This window comes from Vibrio hepatarius (assembly GCF_018860525.1).
GTDB lineage: Bacteria > Pseudomonadota > Gammaproteobacteria > Enterobacterales > Vibrionaceae > Vibrio > Vibrio hepatarius_B.
This window is the reverse complement of the sequence record NZ_JAHKPM010000065.1, coordinates 158,889-177,309: the sequence shown is the minus strand read 5'-3', so window position 1 is coordinate 177,309 and position 18,421 is coordinate 158,889. Positions and strand designations below refer to the sequence as shown.

The window sequence follows — 18,421 nt, the reverse complement described above, 5'->3', positions numbered from 1 at the left end:
AGGAAACTAAATAATGAAAAAATTAATTCTATCGACACTTATTATTGCACCTATGGCTTATGCATCTACAAATACAACGGATACTTCAGTCGGTGAAGTTTACGTAGATGGAGCTGGGAAAACGCTTTATACCTTTACCAAAGACCCGGCTGGAAAATCAGTATGTACTGATGATTGTGAAACCCTTTGGCCTCCTTTATTGAGCAGTGATAAAGTAAGCCGACAGCTATCGAGTAATTCAAAGTTTAGTCAAGTTACTCGAAATGATGGAAGTAAACAATGGGCATTGAACGGTAAGCCGCTTTATCGATGGTTCAAAGATAAAAAAGAGGGAGATATTGCGGGCGCTGGTGTTAAGGGAGTATGGCCACTTGCACGTACTGATGATGTTGCTGTAAAGCTTTATAATGATGGCACTCGCCGATACTTGGTTGATGACAATAACTTAAGCCTGTATACCTTTGACAAAGATAAAGAAGATCAATCTATTTGCTACGGCGACTGTGAGGTTAAATGGCCGCCAGCGTATGTAAATTCGGACTTAACGCAAAAGGGTATTGAAAATATCAAGGTTACTGGTGGATTTGGTGTGATACAACGCAAGGATGACACATATCAGTGGACTTTTGAGGGTAAACCGCTATATCGTTGGTTTAAAGACACCCAAGCTGGTGAAACCACGGGCGATGGTGTCAAAAACGTTTGGCACCTAATCACTCAATGAGGAAAAAGTGAGCAACGATAAACATCAGATAGGTTTACTGCTCTCCAAAATTGCGCTTCGAGACCGAGAGGCTTTCGAAGCGCTTTATCAGTTAACCAGTTCAAGGTTATTTAGTCTTATATATAATGTGGTCAAAGATGAGCAGATTGCGGCTGACATTTTGCAAGAGGGCTATGTAAAACTTTGGTATAGCCCCCAAGAGTGTGTTTTAGATTACCCATGGGCCTGGCTCTGCCAAACTATGAGAAATATGGCTATTGATGAAGTCAGAAAGCGAAATCGGCTGAGAGAAGAACAAACAGACAATTTATTTGAAGAAGCAAACGAAATGTCTGAATATACCCCTGACTCTGGGTTAACGTATTGCCTTGAATCTTTAGGGGAAGAGAAACGAAATGCAATCGTATTGGCGTATCAGCACGGAATGAGCCATCAAGAGATAGTGCATCATGTAAAAACACCGCTCGGCACCGTTAAATCATGGATTCGTCGCGGGTTACAGGAATTGAAACGATGCTTAACACAATAAAAAGCCAGCGTTATCAAAACTCCGAGTTGAGAGACAGACTCGCTGGTGAATATGTACTTGGCACACAAACACCCAGCGTACGTCGTAGAATGGAAGCTTTAATCAAAGCGGATCCAAGTTGGTGGGTACATATTGAGCAATGGCAGCAACATTTATCAGGAATAAACCCAAGCTCTGATCTCAACGTTTCTTCTACAAGGCTAAAAAAGCCTCCACAACGAGTTTGGAAAAAAATTGCCAATAGTACTTTTGGACTTAGAAAACGAGAAAAAAGCGTACGTTGGTGGTGGCTACCTACAGGTATGGCTTTCTCAATGTTTGTTGGTGTATTGCTTCAGTCAATGTTTATGTATGGTTCTACAGAGGCAAAAATAGTAGAAGTACGCCCGGCAAACTATCTTGCAATGATGTCTTCGGGTGAACAAAAAAATCATTTTGCACTTGTTGCTTATCAAGGAGATAAGCCTGGGCAGTCTAGTCTGCGTATACAAAGAAACTTGTCTATGGACAAAATAGCTGAAAGCAAAGCTATGGTGTGGATGCGTGATGAAGTGACAGGCGAGTTAAAACTCATTGATAGTCTTAAAAATATTAATGATATTCGTTATATGTCTCCAAAAGAATGGAACATGTTGAAGAGTAGTTCAGAGCTACTAGTAACCGTAAATAGAGATCCAGAAAGCGAAATTCTATATCGTGGTAGATGTGTTGAGCTGAGTGATTGGAGAGCAATTTAAACCCTAATCAATACAGCATGAATACAGAATCCATAGATAACGAATAGGCTTGAACAATTGATGTAGTTCATAGTTCTAATTTGATACAATCCCTCGCTAATTTTTTTCAAACAAAATTTCTCTAGCAAAATGAGTTAGAGAGGGGGATAGTCTTATCATAAGTACCAACAATATTACGCAACAATTTGGATCTAAGCCGTTATTCGAAAATATTTCTGTCAAATTTGGAGATGGAAACCGTTACGGTTTGATAGGTGCAAATGGGTGCGGTAAGTCTACCTTCATGAAAATCTTAAGTGGTGAACTAGAGCCTACGGGCGGTAACGTGAGCTACGACCCTAATGAGCGTGTTGCAAAACTGAATCAGGATCAGTTTGCGTATGAAGAATTTACTGTCATTGATACTGTTATCATGGGCTATAAAGAGTTATGGCAAATAAAGCAAGAACGTGATCGTATCTATTCCCTACCTGAAATGACAGAAAAGGATGGTATTAAAGTTGCTGAACTCGAAGTTGAGTTTGCAGAAATGGATGGCTATATGGCGGATGCGAAAGCGGGCGAATTATTGTTAGCTGTGGGCATTCCTGTAGAACAGCACTATGGATTGATGAGTGAGATTGCACCTGGTTGGAAACTTCGTGTTTTGTTGGCACAGGTTTTATTTGCTGACCCACACATTATGTTGCTTGATGAGCCAACCAATAACCTTGATATGGATACAATTCGTTGGTTAGAAGACACACTTAATCAGAAAAACTGTACCATGATTATTATTTCTCATGATCGTCATTTTCTTAATTCAGTATGTACTCATATGGCAGATTTAGATTATGGTGAGTTACGAGTTTACCCTGGTAACTATGACGAATATATGACAGCTGCCACTCAGGTTAGAGAGCGCTTATTGTCTGACAATGCAAAGAAAAAAGCACAAATAGCAGAACTGCAAACCTTCGTTGCTCGCTTCTCTGCTAATGCATCTAAGGCCAAACAAGCGACTTCACGAGCGAAGAAAATTGATAAAATCCAGCTTGATGAAGTTAAGGCTTCAAGTCGACAGAATCCATTCATTAGGTTTGAGCAGTCAAAAGAACTGTTCAGAAATGCTTTGACTATAGAAAACTTATCCCAAGGATTTGATGGAGATTTATTTTCTGGATTTGATGCTATTTTCGAAGTTGGTGAGCGGGTTGCTATCATCGGTGAAAATGGTGTGGGCAAAACAACATTACTCAATACACTAGCTGGAACCCTTGTTCCACGGACTGGTCAGTTCAAATGGTCAGAAAATGCTAATATTGGTTACTATGCTCAAGATCATGCTGTTGATTTTGCACAAGATCTTAACTTGATGGAATGGATGGGGCAATGGCGTCAAGCCGGCGATGATGAGCAAGTAATTCGCAGCTTTTTAGGTCGTATGCTCTTTTCCCAAGATGACATAAAAAAATCAATAAAAGTGCTATCCGGAGGAGAAAAGGGTCGTATGCTTCTCGGCAAGCTGATGATGCATAAGCCCAATATGTTACTCATGGATGAGCCTACCAACCACATGGATATGGAGTCTATTGAATCTCTCAATGCGGCTCTTGAACAATACAGTGGAACTTTATTTTTTGTTTCTCACGATCGTGTGTTTGTTGATTCACTAGCAACCCGAATCATAGAAATTAAAAATAATAAAGTTACTGATTTTAAAGGGACCTACGCTGAGTTCCTTAAGTCTCGCGGTATAGACGCATAACATGATTTTACTATGCGCCCATTGGAATATTTATATCGACCTTTGGGGCATAGTACCAACTAGGCAGCAACTTTATCCGCAATCAGCTGAGCTGTTTGAGCTAGAATCCGGCAGCATTGTGCAAGCGCTTCTTTTTCATTTGTTGTGAGTTGATCACCATCAGAAGGGATTGCAGATCTTTGCACAATTTCAACCCAGCGCTTTAACTCATTTAAGTCATTCATAGTAAACTTCCTCACGGTGAAAGTCATAGGTTATTGATATACTTAGTGATAACTCATGTTTGGCATATTTAGCATAAATGCGCGTTTCTGCTCTAGATGTCAGCCCAAAGAGAAAATAATAGCCATAAAACCTATTTGTTGACTTTTTTATAAATATTATTGGATTTGCTCTCAATCAATGTAACCAATACTTTGACAAAGTGTTGATTAATATTAAATATAAATATTATGAAATTAAGAATTTGTCTAAAAAATGCGACATAAAATGGCTAATTAGATACTATACGATTTTCCGGTGTTGAATTGATTGACAAAAATACGCACTTTTGATAGATATGTGAGTAAGGTAAGTGATTGTTTTTAAAGATATATAATTAATTTATTAAATCATTGCTTATGTATAAGGTTTGACTGTAAAAATCTCACCTTATACAATTTGTGTTCAAGTAATGACATGGATTTATTTATAGTAATATTTCTTTTGTTAACAAATTACTATGTATCTGTGAATATTTATTTTAATGATTTTTAACATTTTAAAGTGCTTATTATTGTCAGTTACTGGTATGAATATTTTATTGCTTTTCGCGGGTTAAATTAGCTCTGTTCAATCAATTACGTTGGACATACGTTGAAGCCTCTTTAATGGACACCGATGAGTTTGGTTGAGGAAAAAAGTGTAACAATTAGCAAAATGTGCCTGTTATAGTCTCTACCAAGCTGTTTGCTTTCTGTAGAATTCAGTACTTGAAACAGCTAGATAAAGAACTTGAATTTGGTTTAAAGGAGCGCGGATTTCATTTTAGTGCCCAAAGTACATTGAACCTAGGTTTGTTAATGGTGCATTCAAAACTAGCTAATAGATGAAGGCGTGATATATCTTTGAAGGGTGATACAACATTAGTGGTTAAGTATTGTAAGTTTAGCTGTGAACTTAATGTGTATTATTGTTATATTCGCTAGAGGTAATGAACACAATATAAAAATTAGGTTGGGGAGTTGATGATGTATGATATACCTGTTTTGAATGAGAAGGGTAAAGTGTCTGAAATTGAATGGCAGACAAGAGTTGAACTAGCAGCAGCCTATCGACTTTTTGTGATGCATGGTTGGGACGATCTTATTCATACTCATATTACAGCACGAATCCCTGGGACTGAGCTCCTGCTGATAAATGCATTTGGACTTTCATTTGATGAAATCACAGCATCTAACTTAGTTAAGATTGATATTGATGGTAATATCGTTGATTCAGATACCCCATTTGATATTAATCCAGCGGGTTTTACCATTCATAGTGCCGTTCATGAAGCAAGACCAGAAGATCAATGTGCTCTTCATGTACACACAGACGCAACGGTGGCGATTGCGAGCTTAAAGGAAGGGTTGCTCCCATTAAGTCAGTATTCAATGTTTGCGCTGGCGTCGATGAGTTATCATGATTACGAAGGATTAGCGGTTAATCATGAGGAAAAAAGTCGACTCCAAGAAGATCTTGGACAAGCAAATTTTATGTTGCTTCGAAATCATGGTGCTTTAACCATGGGTAAGACGATCGGTGATGCATTTATGCATATGTATGATTTAACAAGAGCGTGCCAAATACAATTACAGGTTCAATCGACTGGTCAAAAATACCATCTTGTCGATCAGTCGATTGTTGATGGTATTAAAGCTCAAGCGAATGTGGTTCATTCTGGTTTAACAGGCGGCCAAAAAGCTTGGCCAGCTATGATGAGAAGTGTAAAACAGCTTTATCCTGACTTTGATGTATAGCTGTGTGGCTATTGATAATTGAGTGTATTACGATGAAAATCACTAAAGTAGAAATTTTTGATATCCACTGTCCTAAAAGGCCACCTTGGAATCCTGTATTTATTCGCATCCACACGGATGAAGGTATTTCTGGAGTAGGAGAGGCTGGTTTAGCCTATGACTGGGGGCATAGCGCAGCGGCGGCTATGGTGAAGGAAATAGCTGAAGCTGTTCTGATAGGTTTTGACCCCTTTAGTACTGAAAAACTATGGTCAAGAATGCTTAGGGAGAGTTTCTGGGGTCTTGGTGGTGGTCCAGTTTTGTATGCTGCGATGAGTGCTATTGATACTGCTTTATGGGACATTAAAGGTAAAGCATTAGGATTACCTGTTTACCAGCTCTTAGGTGGCAAGACGAATGACAAACTACGAACTTATGCTAGCCAGTTACAATTTGATTGGGATAAGGAGTGTAAAAAACTTATCCACCCTACAGAGTATGCGGAAGCTGCTCTAAAAGCAGTGGCAGAAGGATATGATGCAGTTAAGGTAGATCCTATAGTCTACGATCAAAATGGTGAATCGTCTTTCGATAGAACGAAACTTTTCACACGACCTCAAATGCGTTTATTTGGCGACCGATTAAGGGCAATACGAGATGCCGTGGGGCCAGATGTTGATATCATTTTCGAGTCACATTCACTGATGGGAGCGGCTTCAGCAATCCAAATGGGTGAGGTCATTCAAGAAGTAGATTGCATGATGTATGAAGAGCCTGTTAATTATTTGAACTCTGCAATTCATAAAAAAGTCGCGGAAAATGTCAATGTTCCAATAGCTGGTGGAGAGCGTCTATACCATCGTTGGGATGTCAGGCCTTATTTTGAAGATCAAAGTATTGATGTGTTACAACCTGATGTCGGTTTATGCGGCGGCTTTACTGAGGCAAAAAAAGTTTGTGACTATGCTGATGTCTATGATATCAGAATACAGGCCCATGTTTGTGGAGGACCTGTTGCTACAGCGGCTTCATTACATTTAGAAACGGCAATTCCAAACTTTCTAATTCATGAACATCACACTTATGCGATTAAAGAGTGGAACCGAGAACTTTGTATTCAGGATCCACAGCCTAAAGATGGCTTTTTTCAGGTTTCTGATGCGCCAGGAATAGGCATTGAACTTAATGATGAGGTAATCAAAAGATCACCCCATGTATGTGTAAAGTAGTAGGCTAAAACTTATACCAATTGCAGGCGTTGTTGTAGAGAAGCGCCTGCATATTGTCTGCTGACATCGGCAAAAGTTGCTCCCAAAAAGATTGATAGCTTTCTGAAAAAAGGCATAAAGGAAAGTTGCTTGCTAGCATTACTCGGTCGTTGCCGAAGGCTTTGATGCATTCGGTCATAATTTCATTGACCCAACTTAAACTATAGTCTCTGCATTTCATTTCCCAACCTGAACATTTAATGGCCACATTAGGGTACTTTGCAACAGAATTAATGCTAGAAAGCCACGTTTCCCAGGTGGGGTCATTAGTTAGCGGAGGAAACCCTGCATGGTTAATGATGATTTTTAACTGCGATAACGAATCCATGTGAGTTAAAAGACAGTCAATGGCTTTTGAATCATTGAATGGCATCTGCAAATCGAAGGATAGGTTATTTTTTGCTAGTTGCTCAAGGTTTTTACAAACATAAGAATTATTCAGCAAGTTTAGCGTTTGTTCATCAAAAATATGCCTGATACCAGTTACTGAATGATATTGCTTTAGTTTGATGATATCTTTAGCAAATTCATTTGGTGAGCGGGTAAGGTCAGCAGAGGCGACGGCTCTAAAGGGGAGGGTATTGTTCTTTTCTAGCCATTCGATTTCACGCCAGAAGTCATCATTATCATATCCAGCTTCAATATGTACATAGCCACTTAGTTCCAATGGTGGACTAAGTTGTAAGTCACCTTGTACAAAGCTTCGAGCGATGCGGCTTTTGTCCTCCCAGAACGGAGGGTTATCAGGTTTGAGCCAGTGATAATCGCCATTTTCAAAATCAAAAAAATGTAGGTGGGAGTCTATTAATTTAAACATTGTTTTTATTAACCTGTTGTGTAGCCACCATCAATGACTGGTGTACTGCCCGTGATAAAGGACGCATTATCGCTTGCAAGAAAAAGTGCATAATGTGCAACTTCTTGAGGTTGCCCTAGGCGGGCTAAAGGTTGCATTTGAGCTTCACTTTTATGGACTTCGTTAATGTCGCTACCTGAAACATCACAATAGTGTTCAATAGCTTTATGGTATAGAGGTGTTTCAATGGTTCCTGGGCATAAGGCATTCGCTCTAATATTATATTTTGCATAATCTATGGCGGTAGTTTTTGCTAGTGAAGCAAGGGCATTTTTACTTAAATTATAAGCAAAAGAGTTTGGCTTAGCGACTAATGCTTGATCTGAGGCGAGTATTATAATCGAGCCCGAGTTGTATTTTTTCATGTTGGGTAAAACAGCTTGTACCGCAGAATAGGCGCCTTTTACATTGATATCAAATACTCGTTGTAGATCCTGCTCAGAAGTGTCTTCAATGTTTGCAGAAAAATGTATTCCTGCACTTGTTATTAAGACATCTATAGGTCCATTTTTCGCTATATTATCAATATGTTGATGAACACTTTCATGATCGGTAATGTTACACTCGAGATAGATGCCTAAGTCGCTTTGGCTAATATCTAAGTTATAGACATTGTAACCATTGTCTATAAAAAGAGCAGTAATTGCTCGACCAATTCCGGAGCTTCCTCCGGTAATTACACACGTTTTTTTCATCTGCATTTCTCCGTTTAAATTTACAAACTGGGTGCATTACTTTTTCAATTTTCTGTAGTCAATATGGTGGTGATTCAGTTGTAATTGAAGCCATAGATGGCAACGGAAATAGCGTTATTAATAAATCCATCACTTTTGATAATTCTATCACATCCATTCGATAGGCCAATAATTAGGTGATTTGGGGGTTGTCTATATTAACGTTTAGTTGAATTAGTACTCAAACATTATACAGTGATTATGTGTTCAATCTTACTGAGTTGTTATGACAAAATATAAAATGTTCTAAAGCTGTAGGTTGGCAGGCAATCATAGTTGAATATGATCTAGACTACCTTCGTCATAGGAGTCAATATTAAACAGCTTATGTGAACTTAAAGGCATATCTCGTTATTGGTGATCTTTTTTTGATAAATAGATGAATATTCATCATCTGCAATCAGATCTATCACTCGAATCCTTAAACCCAAATTAATTAGAAATAGTCGGCTATATTAATCAAGTCAGCTGAACAAAATAGACACATTAAAACTGATTGGAGCAGAAAGATGGGTGAGTTTTTTATCATAGGTATCGATTTGTTTTCAGGGCTTTTTACTCTGTTTATAGGTATTGGAGTTATCGGTATTATCTACATGTATATTGCCGATAAACGCCAACATACGCATGCTATAAGGCACAATTACCCCGTCATTGGAAGGTTTCGCTATTTGTTTGAGAAACAGGGTGAATTCTTTAGGCAGTATTTTTTTGCGATGGATAGAGAAGAGATGCCATTTAATCGAGCTGAAAGAAGCTGGGTTTATAAGGCAGCGAAAAATGTTGATCGCACTATCGCATTTGGTTCTACGCGTAACTTGGACACAACAGGGACTATTATGTTTATGAATTGTGCATTTCCAACTCTTGAAGAAGACGCGGTTACCCCTGCTCCAGTAACTATAGGACCTGGTTGTCGTATTCCTTATGTCACGTCATCAATTTTTAACATATCAGCAATGAGCTTTGGCTCCTTGTCTAAACCTGCGGTGAGAGCATTGTCAAAAGGCGCCAAATTGGCAGGGTGCTGGTTGAACACAGGAGAAGGAGGTCTTAGTACTTATCATTTAGAAGGAGGGTGCGATATTGTTTTTCAAGTCGGTACAGCAAAATATGGTGTGCGTGATCAGCAAGGTAAACTTTCTGATGAGAAGTTGTTAGAAATTGCATTACATGACAATGTCAAAATGTTTGAGATCAAGATGAGTCAAGGTGCCAAACCTGGAAAAGGCGGTATCTTACCTGGCCGTAAAGTGACGGATGAAATTGCTGAAATTCGAGGGATACCTCAAGGACAGGATTCAATAAGCCCTAACGGGCATCCAGATGTTCGCACTATTGGCGATTTACTTGACATGATTAGTCGAATTCGTAATGTGACTGGTAAGCCAGTTGGTTTCAAAGCAGTACTTGGTTCGCAAACTTGGCTAAACGAACTTTTGAATGAAATCGATAAAAGAGGTCATGATTGTGCTCCTGACTTTATAACAATAGATAGTGCTGATGGTGGTACAGGGGCTGCGCCACAGCCACTGATGGATTATGTTGGTTTACCCCTCAAAGAAAGTTTACCTATAGTCATCAATCTTCTAAACGAACACGGGCTTACTCCTAGAGTAAAATTGATTGCATCTGGGAAACTAATTACACCCTCTAAGGTTGCATGGGCTATAGCATTGGGTGCTGATTTTGTTGTATCTGCACGAGGTCATATGTTTGCATTGGGTTGTATTCAAGCCTTGCAATGTAATAAAGATACTTGCCCTACGGGTATAACGACTCATGACAGGCGACTTCAGCAAGGGCTTCATGTTGAAGATAAAATGGAGCGTGTCGCAAACTATAACAAGTATATCCACTACGGTATTGGCCTAATTGCACACTCCTGTGGATTAACAAATGCTCGAGATTTAAAACGCGAACATATAAGAATTGTTAAAGAGGATGGACTATCAATTGCACTAGATGAGTTATACAGGCATCACAGTTAAGCTTACCCATAGAATGTAACCCAATTATAGACTGATGCTCTATTAGATTAACCCATAGATATAATATGGTTAATGGCCGCATCTCATTTTGCTAAATATATTCAAGTTCTTGATATGAGAGTTGTTTTGTATCGGATGTGTGACATAATCCGATTCCATTTTTATAGTGTGCCTTAAGAAAATAAGGTTTAAAAAACAATCAACCATATACATATCAATGAAGGAGCATGTTTTGTTTTGTGTTGAAGAGAAGGATTTCTGTATTAAAGGGGTAGAAGTTCATAGTGGTCTCGGTAAGCATTCACGCACCATTTCTGAAGTGTTCAAGCCAAAAAATGATCTGCAACTTAAGCAATTTATCGGACAAGCTTTTATCGATAAACAACCATTTTACCCAATAAGTAAAGGAAATAATTGGGGGTATGGCTATAAATCCCCCGCGAGTGATGGATGTATCTTGCTCGATATGAGTGAAATGAATCGTATTCTTAATTTTGACGAGGAACTCGGAGTTGTAGAAATTGAACCAGGTGTAACACAAGGTCAGTTAGCTGAGTACCTAAAACACACAAAATGGATGTTAGATTGCACTGGTGCAGGGCCAGATACAAGCATAGTGGGAAATGTATTAGAAAGAGGTTTCGGCCATGGTCCCGTTGGTATTAGAAGTCGACACTTCACAATAAGTGAACTGATTTTATCGACTGGGGAGGTTTTTGAACTCAATCATAGCATTCGTTACTGCGGTAGAGCCGGTCTGTCAGCTAATCTTCATGAGTTATTCACTCAAAACAACATTGCAGTGGTAAGCAAAATGAAGTTTGAGTTGATGTTAAGGCCTCAATCTAGTTTACGTTGTTTAGTTCGTCTTAATTCTTCGAATGACTTGTGTGAATATATTGAGATAATGCGCCAACTTAAATCGGAAGGTAGTATTGACGGTTTACCTCACTTAGGAAATGAATATCGTATATTGACTATGATGGAACGCTTCAATTTTGATGAATGGGATCCATCAGCAGGTATTAGTGATCATGATAAAGCCTCACTTTGTAAGAAACATGCTATTACACCTTGGTCTGGTGCATTTTTGATTTCTGGCACTAGAGAGGTTGCGAAAGCGAAAGCGAAACGAGTTAAAAACCTTTTAAAACCCATTGCTCAAGTCAATATAGTTAGTTTTAATAACCTAAATAAATCCAACACTTTAGTGCAGGCTGCTGGTAAACTTTTTGGGCGCATAGCCATGTATCGGCGTTTACAAAGTAGCCTTAACGACTTTACGAAAATGATGGAAATGTTTGAAGGTAACCCCAACGATCTCGCGTTAAAAGGATGCTATTGGCGTTATAATGGTGACATTCCAAAAAAAATGGATCCAGTTATTGATGGAGCAGGTTTTTTTTGGATAGCGCCTTCTGTACCGATGTTAGGTAATGAAGTTGAAAAGTGTATGCGCTTAACTAAACAAGCATTTGATAAAGCGGGCTTTGAATTTGGTGTGACTATAACGGCAGTCAGTTCCCATATGTGTCAGGCAATTATAAGTATTTATTATGATGCAAGTAACTCAGAAGAAACCGATAAAGCAACGGAATTAAGGCGAAAGTTGAGTTCTCTTTATCAACGTTATCAATGGCCTTGTTATCGACGTTCGGTTGATGAGATGCCTTTTGATAGTCAAGAAGAATTGGAATCTGAAGCATTAATCCTACGAAATAAAATCAAAGTGGCGTTGGATACCGACAACATTTTAGCTCCTGGGCGGTATCAAATGAAGATACCTCCATTTAATAATAAGGGAGAAATAGTATGATGTTGACATGCAAAACAATCTCAGAAAATGAAGAAATACTTGAATTTTCCAAACAGTATCATTTGGTATCTGGTCATGGCATTGAAGCTGATGAGTTAAAACGCCGCACCTGTGTCGACGCTTTTTTTGATTCTAATGGTAGAATGTGCGCAGGCTATACGGTTAATTGTGAACATCCACTGGTATATTTATCGGATTTGCCACAGCACATACGTGTACATGATCTTTATGATTCAGGTGATGATATTGTAGAAGGTGGTAGTATTTGGGTAGAAGATACTTTATCAGACTTTGAACGTGGTTACGTATTTATATATGCTAGTTGGAGAGCATTCTCAATGAAGAAACGATACTTCATGGGAGGCGCTAGAAACCCAAAGGTAGCCCAACGACAGAAGTTTATTTTTCGTAATATATTGTTTGAAGGTAGAAGTGATAAGTTTGAATATCTATGTGTTTTGTATTGTGGTCGAAAATACATATTACTACAGATTAGTTTATTCATATTAAGATATTGGATTATTCAGCCAGTGAAAAAATGGTTAACTGGACTTAAGAGTATGACTGCAAGCTTAACCTCTCGGTTTTAAGGGGGCTGAAAATTAATACAGAACCTCTAATGGTAAACAAAAAGAGGTTCTTCGGATGTAACTTACTAGGTATTATGGATTGTCGATACTAGACCAAAAACATTTCTTATTGTTTAATCTATTATCAATCATCCATGTATAACGGCAATTGTTATCATAGCTATATCGTCCAACATCGATACGATAAGGGCCAAGAGATAAATTTTGTAATGATTTGAAGCGTCCGTTTAATAGTACTGAAAAATGTAGATGCGGGCCTGTTGAGGAACCACCTTGACAAAGAGCTACGTTCTTTTGACTTGCGTAGCTGCCAATCCTTTGGTTTTTATTAACCCATTCACCATCTTGGATGTCTATTCCATCCATATGATAGTAATTTGTCGCCCACCCACTAGGTTGAGTAACTCTGACCTGACATCGTGAAAACACTGATACATAACCATCATGTGCTGCAGTTACACTGTATGTTTGTCCTCCCCAACGGGGCCAGTCATAAGAAACATCAATAGATGACAGGGGAAACCCTGATCCAGTGTGTGAGTGTGGCCCATTAGGTATCCAATTATAACCAGCTCTCCATGGCCACTGCATATTGGGTTGTGGTGATTCGGATTTACTTTGATCAGAGCTAGGCTCACCGAACCATTCAATGTAAAAACTCTGCCATTGAGACCACGGAGTATTTGCATTTAATGACGATATAATAGAAAACATTACGGTTTGGTTATCAGATAAATCATGATTTATGGCGTAATAAAAAAGCTGAGAAAGATGGTTTGCAACAAGCTTTATGTCACGTTTTAAGTCGGCAATAGAAGTTTCAGTTGCTTTAGATTCTGGAGACCAACCAGATGTTGTAGCTAATGTAGTTAATATAACTCTTGGGTCTATTCCCATAGAACCACTCCAATGCAAGAGATCTTCTTCAAGTACCAGCCAGTCAGAATAATCGGAGAAGTACATTTGCATCGCAAAAGGGTGCTGAATGGGGCGAAAGACAAAATTATCTTCAGATATGAAATTGACCTCATTGTATGACTCTATTATGCTTTGATCGATTTTGATTATATCAATGGGGGGCATAAGTGACTGTGCATAGCAATGTGTGTTCCATAATAAAAAAGCTAATTGTAATAGTGTTTTCATTGTTTTCTCCAGGCAACTGTGTCCGGCAAGTCGACATGACTATTTCCGAGCGACAGCAAGCTTTGATTTAACAACTGCTTTTAGCTTCTACTATCTCATGCGTGACTTGTGCGCATATTAACTGCTTTATTTTCTTCGGTTAATTTAGCCAGTAGTCACTAGTATTTAAATTGTGCAACGATTTTCTCTAGTTTCTGGCTGACATTAGATACTTGCTCACTGCAATGTACTGAACTTGATACAATTTGGTGTGTGTTACCTGCAAGATGAGCTATTTCAGTAATATTCCGGTCTATTTCAGCGGAAACCATAGATTGCTGCTCTGACGCGGTCGCGATTTGTGTATTCATGTCTGACATTTCATTAATACGTTTCACCATGGCTTCAATAGCACCTACCACATCTTTCGTTGTTTCTTTAGTATGTTGAGCTAACTCAATACTGGACGCCATTTTGGATACGGTATCTTGGATACCAGATGTCAACTCATGAATAGTAGTCTCAATTTGATGAGTGGAGTTATTTGTCATTAATGATAGTTGTCGAACTTCGTCTGCTACGACAGAAAATCCTCGTCCATATTCACCAGCTCGTGCCGCTTCAATCGCTGCATTTAGCGCGAGAAGATTTGTTTGTTCAGCAATGTTTTGGATGGCAGTGATGACTTGGTTTATTTCTTTACTTTGCTCAGCTAAATCTATCGTTAGGTCTTGTGATTCTGAAATATTTGAAGACAGAGATTGTATACATTCGCTTGTAGAGTGTGTGATATTCAAGGCATTGCTTGCTTCGATTTTCATCTTTTCTGCATTACTTGCAGCACATTCTATATTGGAGGTGATTTCATTACTGGTCATGACCAGCTCATTCACAGCAGTTGCGACTGACTCTGATTGAACTTTTTGCTGCTCTGCATTTTTCATACTTTTACGTGCACTGTCTTTAGAACTCTCGGAGCTTTCGGTGAGAACTGACATTACCTTTGCGACCTCTTGAATGTTGCAATGTAATCTAGAAATAAATAAGTCAAAAGAGTTTGCTAGTTGAGCTAATTCATCACTACCTTTTGCATTCATTCTGACCGTGAGATCACCATCTCCACTAGCAATTTCTTGCATCAAACAATTTATTGCTGATATACGCCCGAGAATACTCCTACCGATAAAGAATAAAAGCATTGATAGTAATACGACAATAGCACTTCCAAAAGTTAAAAGTTGGCTACGAATTTGCTCGGCTTTTATACTTATTGCTTGGCTGATTTCAGCTTGCAGTGTTTTAATATCATTCTCGGCACTTTGAACATTTTTTCTCAGCTCTGCTCTTAATCCCTCGGTGGATGAATGACCTAATGCTTTAGACGCATTGAGCACGTTTTCAATATCATGTCGATATTGCTCAAGTGCAGGTTCTAACGAATTGGGCACATGTTCACTTGAAGAAAATTTAGAGACTGCTGAGAGTAAAGCGTTACTGGTATCAAAGGTTGAATTGGCCAAGTAACGATAATCCGTTTCCATAAGCTCTAAGAGCATAACTTCTAAGGTGAAATTATCAAAGTTGGATACTGCGTTTTTTAATACTTTTCTTGAAGTTTCTAATTGAAGCTTATAGTTGTTTGGATTGTTTTTACCTTCGATAATATCGACTTTTTCAACTAGTAGATGAAATTGTTCTTGATATTTATCTAAAGTTTCAATGATGTTTATTGTCTGTTCTTCTAGATGAAGATTGTGAGACTTCAATAAAAGATTAAGCTTGATTAACCGCTGAGAAAGCTCTTCAAATACTTGGTCGAAATGTTGAGGGTACTTCATATCTTTTCTCGCCAAAAAATCCTTTTCGTGGCGTCGTAACATTAACAAGTCTACTGATCCTTGCAGGTTTTCTGTAGCAGCATGTTCGAGAGACTCAAAATTAGAAAAGCTAGAATGTTCATAAAATGCATATAAGCCGACGCACACTAGTAACGTCAGGTTGATCAAAACCAACTTTGCGTGTATCGACAAAGTAAAAGAAAATTGCCGACTATTAGATGATTCATTCATCTGGACTCTCCATAGGCAGAGTGGCATTGCAATTTTATCTAATATGCAATTTGTTTATTATGTTAGCTAGACATAAAAGGAATAGCACTAGATATGTATTTTGCAAGTTATAAGTGAAAAACCTCATAACCCAAAGCAAGCTATTTCTCGGTCTAAAAAGAGAGTTTTATGATCAAGAAAGTATTCTATGGATACGTTTTTATCAGTTAGCTATGTATTAGTTCACAGAAAAGCAACTGAATGGGTGAACTTAGACCATGGTCTAATCAGCTTGTATTATGCGGTTATAGTGGTGATGTTAAGCTAGGTTAGAAACTTAAAGGAATGCTGAATGAATTTTCCCTATAAAAATATTGTTGTACTAACAGGAGCTGGCATATCAGCAGAATCAGGAATTCAAACGTTTAGGGCTCAAGATGGTTTGTGGGAGGACCATCGTATAGAAGATGTCGCTACTCCAGAAGGATTTGAGCGTGCCCCCGACTTGGTTCAGAATTTTTATAACCAACGACGCTCAAAACTTCAAGAGACTCGGGTCAAGCCTAATTCTGCGCATCTTGCCTTAGGTCGCCTAGAAAAAGAACTGAAGGGGAAAGTGAACATTATTACTCAAAATATAGACAATTTGCATGAACGAGGAGGAAACAAAAATGTGATTCATATGCACGGTGAACTTTTGAAAGCAAGGTGCAGTGAGTCCAATCAGACAATCGAAAATCATGGAAATATTCTTACTGGAGACTTATGTCATTGCTGTCAATTTCCTGCTCAGATGCGTCCTCATATTGTTTGGTTTGGTGAGATGCCATTAAGAATGGGGGAGATATACGAGGCATTGGAACAAGCTGATTTATTTATATCAATAGGTACTTCAGGAGTGGTTTATCCTGCTGCTGGGTTTGTTCATGATGCCAAGTTGAATGGAGCGCATACTATAGAAATAAACCTTGAACCGAGCGCAGTGGAAAGTGAGTTTGTAGAAAAGCGCTATGGCAAGGCTAGTATTGAGGTGCCGAAGTTGGTTGATGAGTTGCTCATGAATGATTTAATTTGATAAAGAGTAGTTTTATTGGCTTAAGAGTATAAAGAAGCGGCTATAAACTAGCCGCTTAGTAGTAGTATGTTAAGCTACTTAAACGCAGTTTTAATTACCAACTTTTAACTTTTGGAAGTATTCGTCATAAATTACGCTTGCTTCACCAACGCCATCAGTCCAAGTTCCGCTTTCCATAACCTCTTGTGGAGGGAAGATGCTTGGGTCATTAGCAAATTTTTTCGGCAATAACTTATGAGCTGCTGCTACTGGAGTGGGGTAGCCAATTTCAAGCGCAATTTTAGCTGCATTTTCTGGACGGATGAGGAAATCTATCATCTTGTGTGCAGCATCAATGTTTTTCGCGCCTGATGGAATAGATAGACTATCCATCCATAAAACTGCTCCTTTTTCTGGCCAAATAATATCAATAGGGGCACCTTCTTGTCGTGCCATGTATGCTGAGCCATTCCAAAGCATACCTAGAGATACTTCTCCTGCTAAGTATGGGTTAGCAGGGAAATCTGAGTTAAACACTAACACGTTTGGCATTAGTTTTTTCAACTCTTGGTAAGCTGCTTTTATTTCTTCTGGGTTGGTGGTGTTAGGTGAATAGCCCAGTTTAGTAAGAGCAATATGGAAGACTTCTCTTGAGTCATCCATAAGCATTAATTGTCCTTCCCATTTGCTGTCCCACAAATCATCCCACTTCGTGATGGAGGACTTATCAAGCATGTCAGAATTAACACCTATACCCGTCGCACCCCAAATATAAGGGATAGAGTAATTGTTTTTAGGGTCGAAGGGTTTGTTTAAAAAGTTACTATCAAGGCCATCGAAGTTGGATATCTTTTTATGATCGACTTGTTGCAGCATACCTTCTTTGCGCATTTTAGATACAAAGTAGGTAGAAGGCACTACCAAGTCATAGCCAGTACCTTGTGTTTTAAGTTTGGCATACATACTCTCATTTGACTCGTAAGTAGAATATATGACTTTGATACCAGTTTCCTTGGTAAAGTCTTCTAGTACTTCATTAGGAATGTATTCAGACCAATTATAAAAGTAGAGCTCTTGGTTCGCAGCCATTACTGGTGATGCGATTAAAGACGCGGCGCATAAGGCGCTAGTAAAAAGTTTATTTTTCATTGTTATAGATGTTGCCTTTGAGTAATTCGCCATTGTGGCGTTTATTGAACATTAAGCCTTAGTTAAGAGTCAAT

General features: G+C 38.6%; 16 protein-coding genes. 10 read left to right on the top strand and 6 right to left on the bottom strand.

The features are described from left to right. Positions 1–13 precede the first annotated feature (13 nt). The 4 genes from KO511_RS20000 (at position 14) to KO511_RS19985 (ending at position 3,737) form a co-directional block, all read left to right on the top strand. On the top strand, positions 14–724 hold the full coding sequence (locus tag KO511_RS20000) for a hypothetical protein (RefSeq protein ID WP_215989143.1): 711 nt from the start codon (positions 14–16) through the stop codon (positions 722–724). A gap of 7 nt (positions 725–731) precedes the next feature. Continuing rightward, positions 732–1,253: an RNA polymerase sigma factor gene (locus KO511_RS19995; RefSeq protein WP_215989142.1), complete on the top strand. Its 522-nt coding sequence runs from the start codon at positions 732–734 to the stop codon at positions 1,251–1,253. After that, positions 1,238–1,990, top strand: coding sequence for a hypothetical protein (locus KO511_RS19990; protein WP_215989141.1), 753 nt, complete (start codon positions 1,238–1,240; stop codon positions 1,988–1,990). Before KO511_RS19995 ends, KO511_RS19990 begins: the two co-directional genes overlap by 16 nt. A gap of 154 nt (positions 1,991–2,144) precedes the next feature. Beyond that, on the top strand, positions 2,145–3,737 hold the full coding sequence (locus tag KO511_RS19985) for an ABC-F family ATPase (protein WP_215989187.1): 1,593 nt from the start codon (positions 2,145–2,147) through the stop codon (positions 3,735–3,737). 59 nt (positions 3,738–3,796) lie between these two features. Here KO511_RS19985 and KO511_RS19980 read toward each other — a convergent pair whose 3' ends face one another. Beyond that, positions 3,797–3,961, bottom strand: a complete 165-nt coding sequence (locus tag KO511_RS19980; protein ID WP_215989140.1) for a hypothetical protein — start codon at positions 3,959–3,961, stop codon at positions 3,797–3,799. Between the two features lie 1,002 nt (positions 3,962–4,963). Here KO511_RS19980 and KO511_RS19975 point away from each other — a divergent pair. After that, positions 4,964–5,737, top strand: coding sequence for a class II aldolase/adducin family protein (locus tag KO511_RS19975; RefSeq protein WP_252724462.1), 774 nt, complete (start codon positions 4,964–4,966; stop codon positions 5,735–5,737). Positions 5,738–5,769: 32 nt separating this feature from the next. Then, positions 5,770–6,945, top strand: a complete 1,176-nt coding sequence (locus tag KO511_RS19970; RefSeq protein ID WP_215989139.1) for a mandelate racemase/muconate lactonizing enzyme family protein — start codon at positions 5,770–5,772, stop codon at positions 6,943–6,945. Between the two features lie 4 nt (positions 6,946–6,949). Here the strand turns inward: KO511_RS19970 and KO511_RS19965 are convergent, their stop codons facing one another. Continuing rightward, positions 6,950–7,801, bottom strand: a complete 852-nt coding sequence (locus KO511_RS19965) for an amidohydrolase family protein (RefSeq protein ID WP_215989138.1) — start codon at positions 7,799–7,801, stop codon at positions 6,950–6,952. A gap of 8 nt (positions 7,802–7,809) precedes the next feature. Beyond that, a complete protein-coding gene (locus KO511_RS19960) occupies positions 7,810–8,535 on the bottom strand; it encodes an SDR family NAD(P)-dependent oxidoreductase (protein ID WP_215989137.1) in 726 nt (241 codons plus the stop codon). Positions 8,536–9,083: 548 nt separating this feature from the next. Here KO511_RS19960 and KO511_RS19955 point away from each other — a divergent pair. From KO511_RS19955 to KO511_RS19945, 3 genes are all read left to right on the top strand, one after another. Continuing rightward, a complete protein-coding gene (locus KO511_RS19955) occupies positions 9,084–10,565 on the top strand; it encodes an FMN-binding glutamate synthase family protein (RefSeq protein ID WP_215989136.1) in 1,482 nt (493 codons plus the stop codon). A gap of 232 nt (positions 10,566–10,797) precedes the next feature. After that, a complete protein-coding gene (locus tag KO511_RS19950) occupies positions 10,798–12,381 on the top strand; it encodes an FAD-binding oxidoreductase (protein WP_252724461.1) in 1,584 nt (527 codons plus the stop codon). Next, entirely contained in the window at positions 12,378–12,971 is a 594-nt protein-coding gene (locus KO511_RS19945; protein WP_215989134.1) for a hypothetical protein, read from the top strand. The genes KO511_RS19950 and KO511_RS19945 overlap by 4 nt, the downstream gene beginning before the upstream one ends. A 72-nt stretch (positions 12,972–13,043) precedes the next feature. Here KO511_RS19945 and KO511_RS19940 read toward each other — a convergent pair whose 3' ends face one another. Together KO511_RS19940 and KO511_RS19935 are read right to left on the bottom strand one after the other, a co-directional pair. Then, positions 13,044–14,117, bottom strand: coding sequence for a M23 family metallopeptidase (locus KO511_RS19940; RefSeq protein ID WP_215989133.1), 1,074 nt, complete (start codon positions 14,115–14,117; stop codon positions 13,044–13,046). A 158-nt stretch (positions 14,118–14,275) separates the two neighbouring features. Next, the gene (locus KO511_RS19935; RefSeq protein ID WP_215989132.1) at positions 14,276–16,165 is read right to left on the bottom strand and encodes a methyl-accepting chemotaxis protein; all 1,890 of its coding nucleotides are present in this window, start codon (positions 16,163–16,165) and stop codon (positions 14,276–14,278) included. A gap of 331 nt (positions 16,166–16,496) precedes the next feature. On the opposite strand from KO511_RS19935, the gene cobB reads away from it, so the two are divergent. Continuing rightward, on the top strand, positions 16,497–17,219 hold the full coding sequence (cobB, locus tag KO511_RS19930) for a Sir2 family NAD+-dependent deacetylase (RefSeq protein ID WP_215989131.1): 723 nt from the start codon (positions 16,497–16,499) through the stop codon (positions 17,217–17,219). A gap of 90 nt (positions 17,220–17,309) precedes the next feature. Here the strand turns inward: cobB and KO511_RS19925 are convergent, their stop codons facing one another. Continuing rightward, positions 17,310–18,347: an extracellular solute-binding protein gene (locus tag KO511_RS19925; RefSeq protein WP_215989130.1), complete on the bottom strand. Its 1,038-nt coding sequence runs from the start codon at positions 18,345–18,347 to the stop codon at positions 17,310–17,312. Positions 18,348–18,421: the final 74 nt, after the last annotated feature.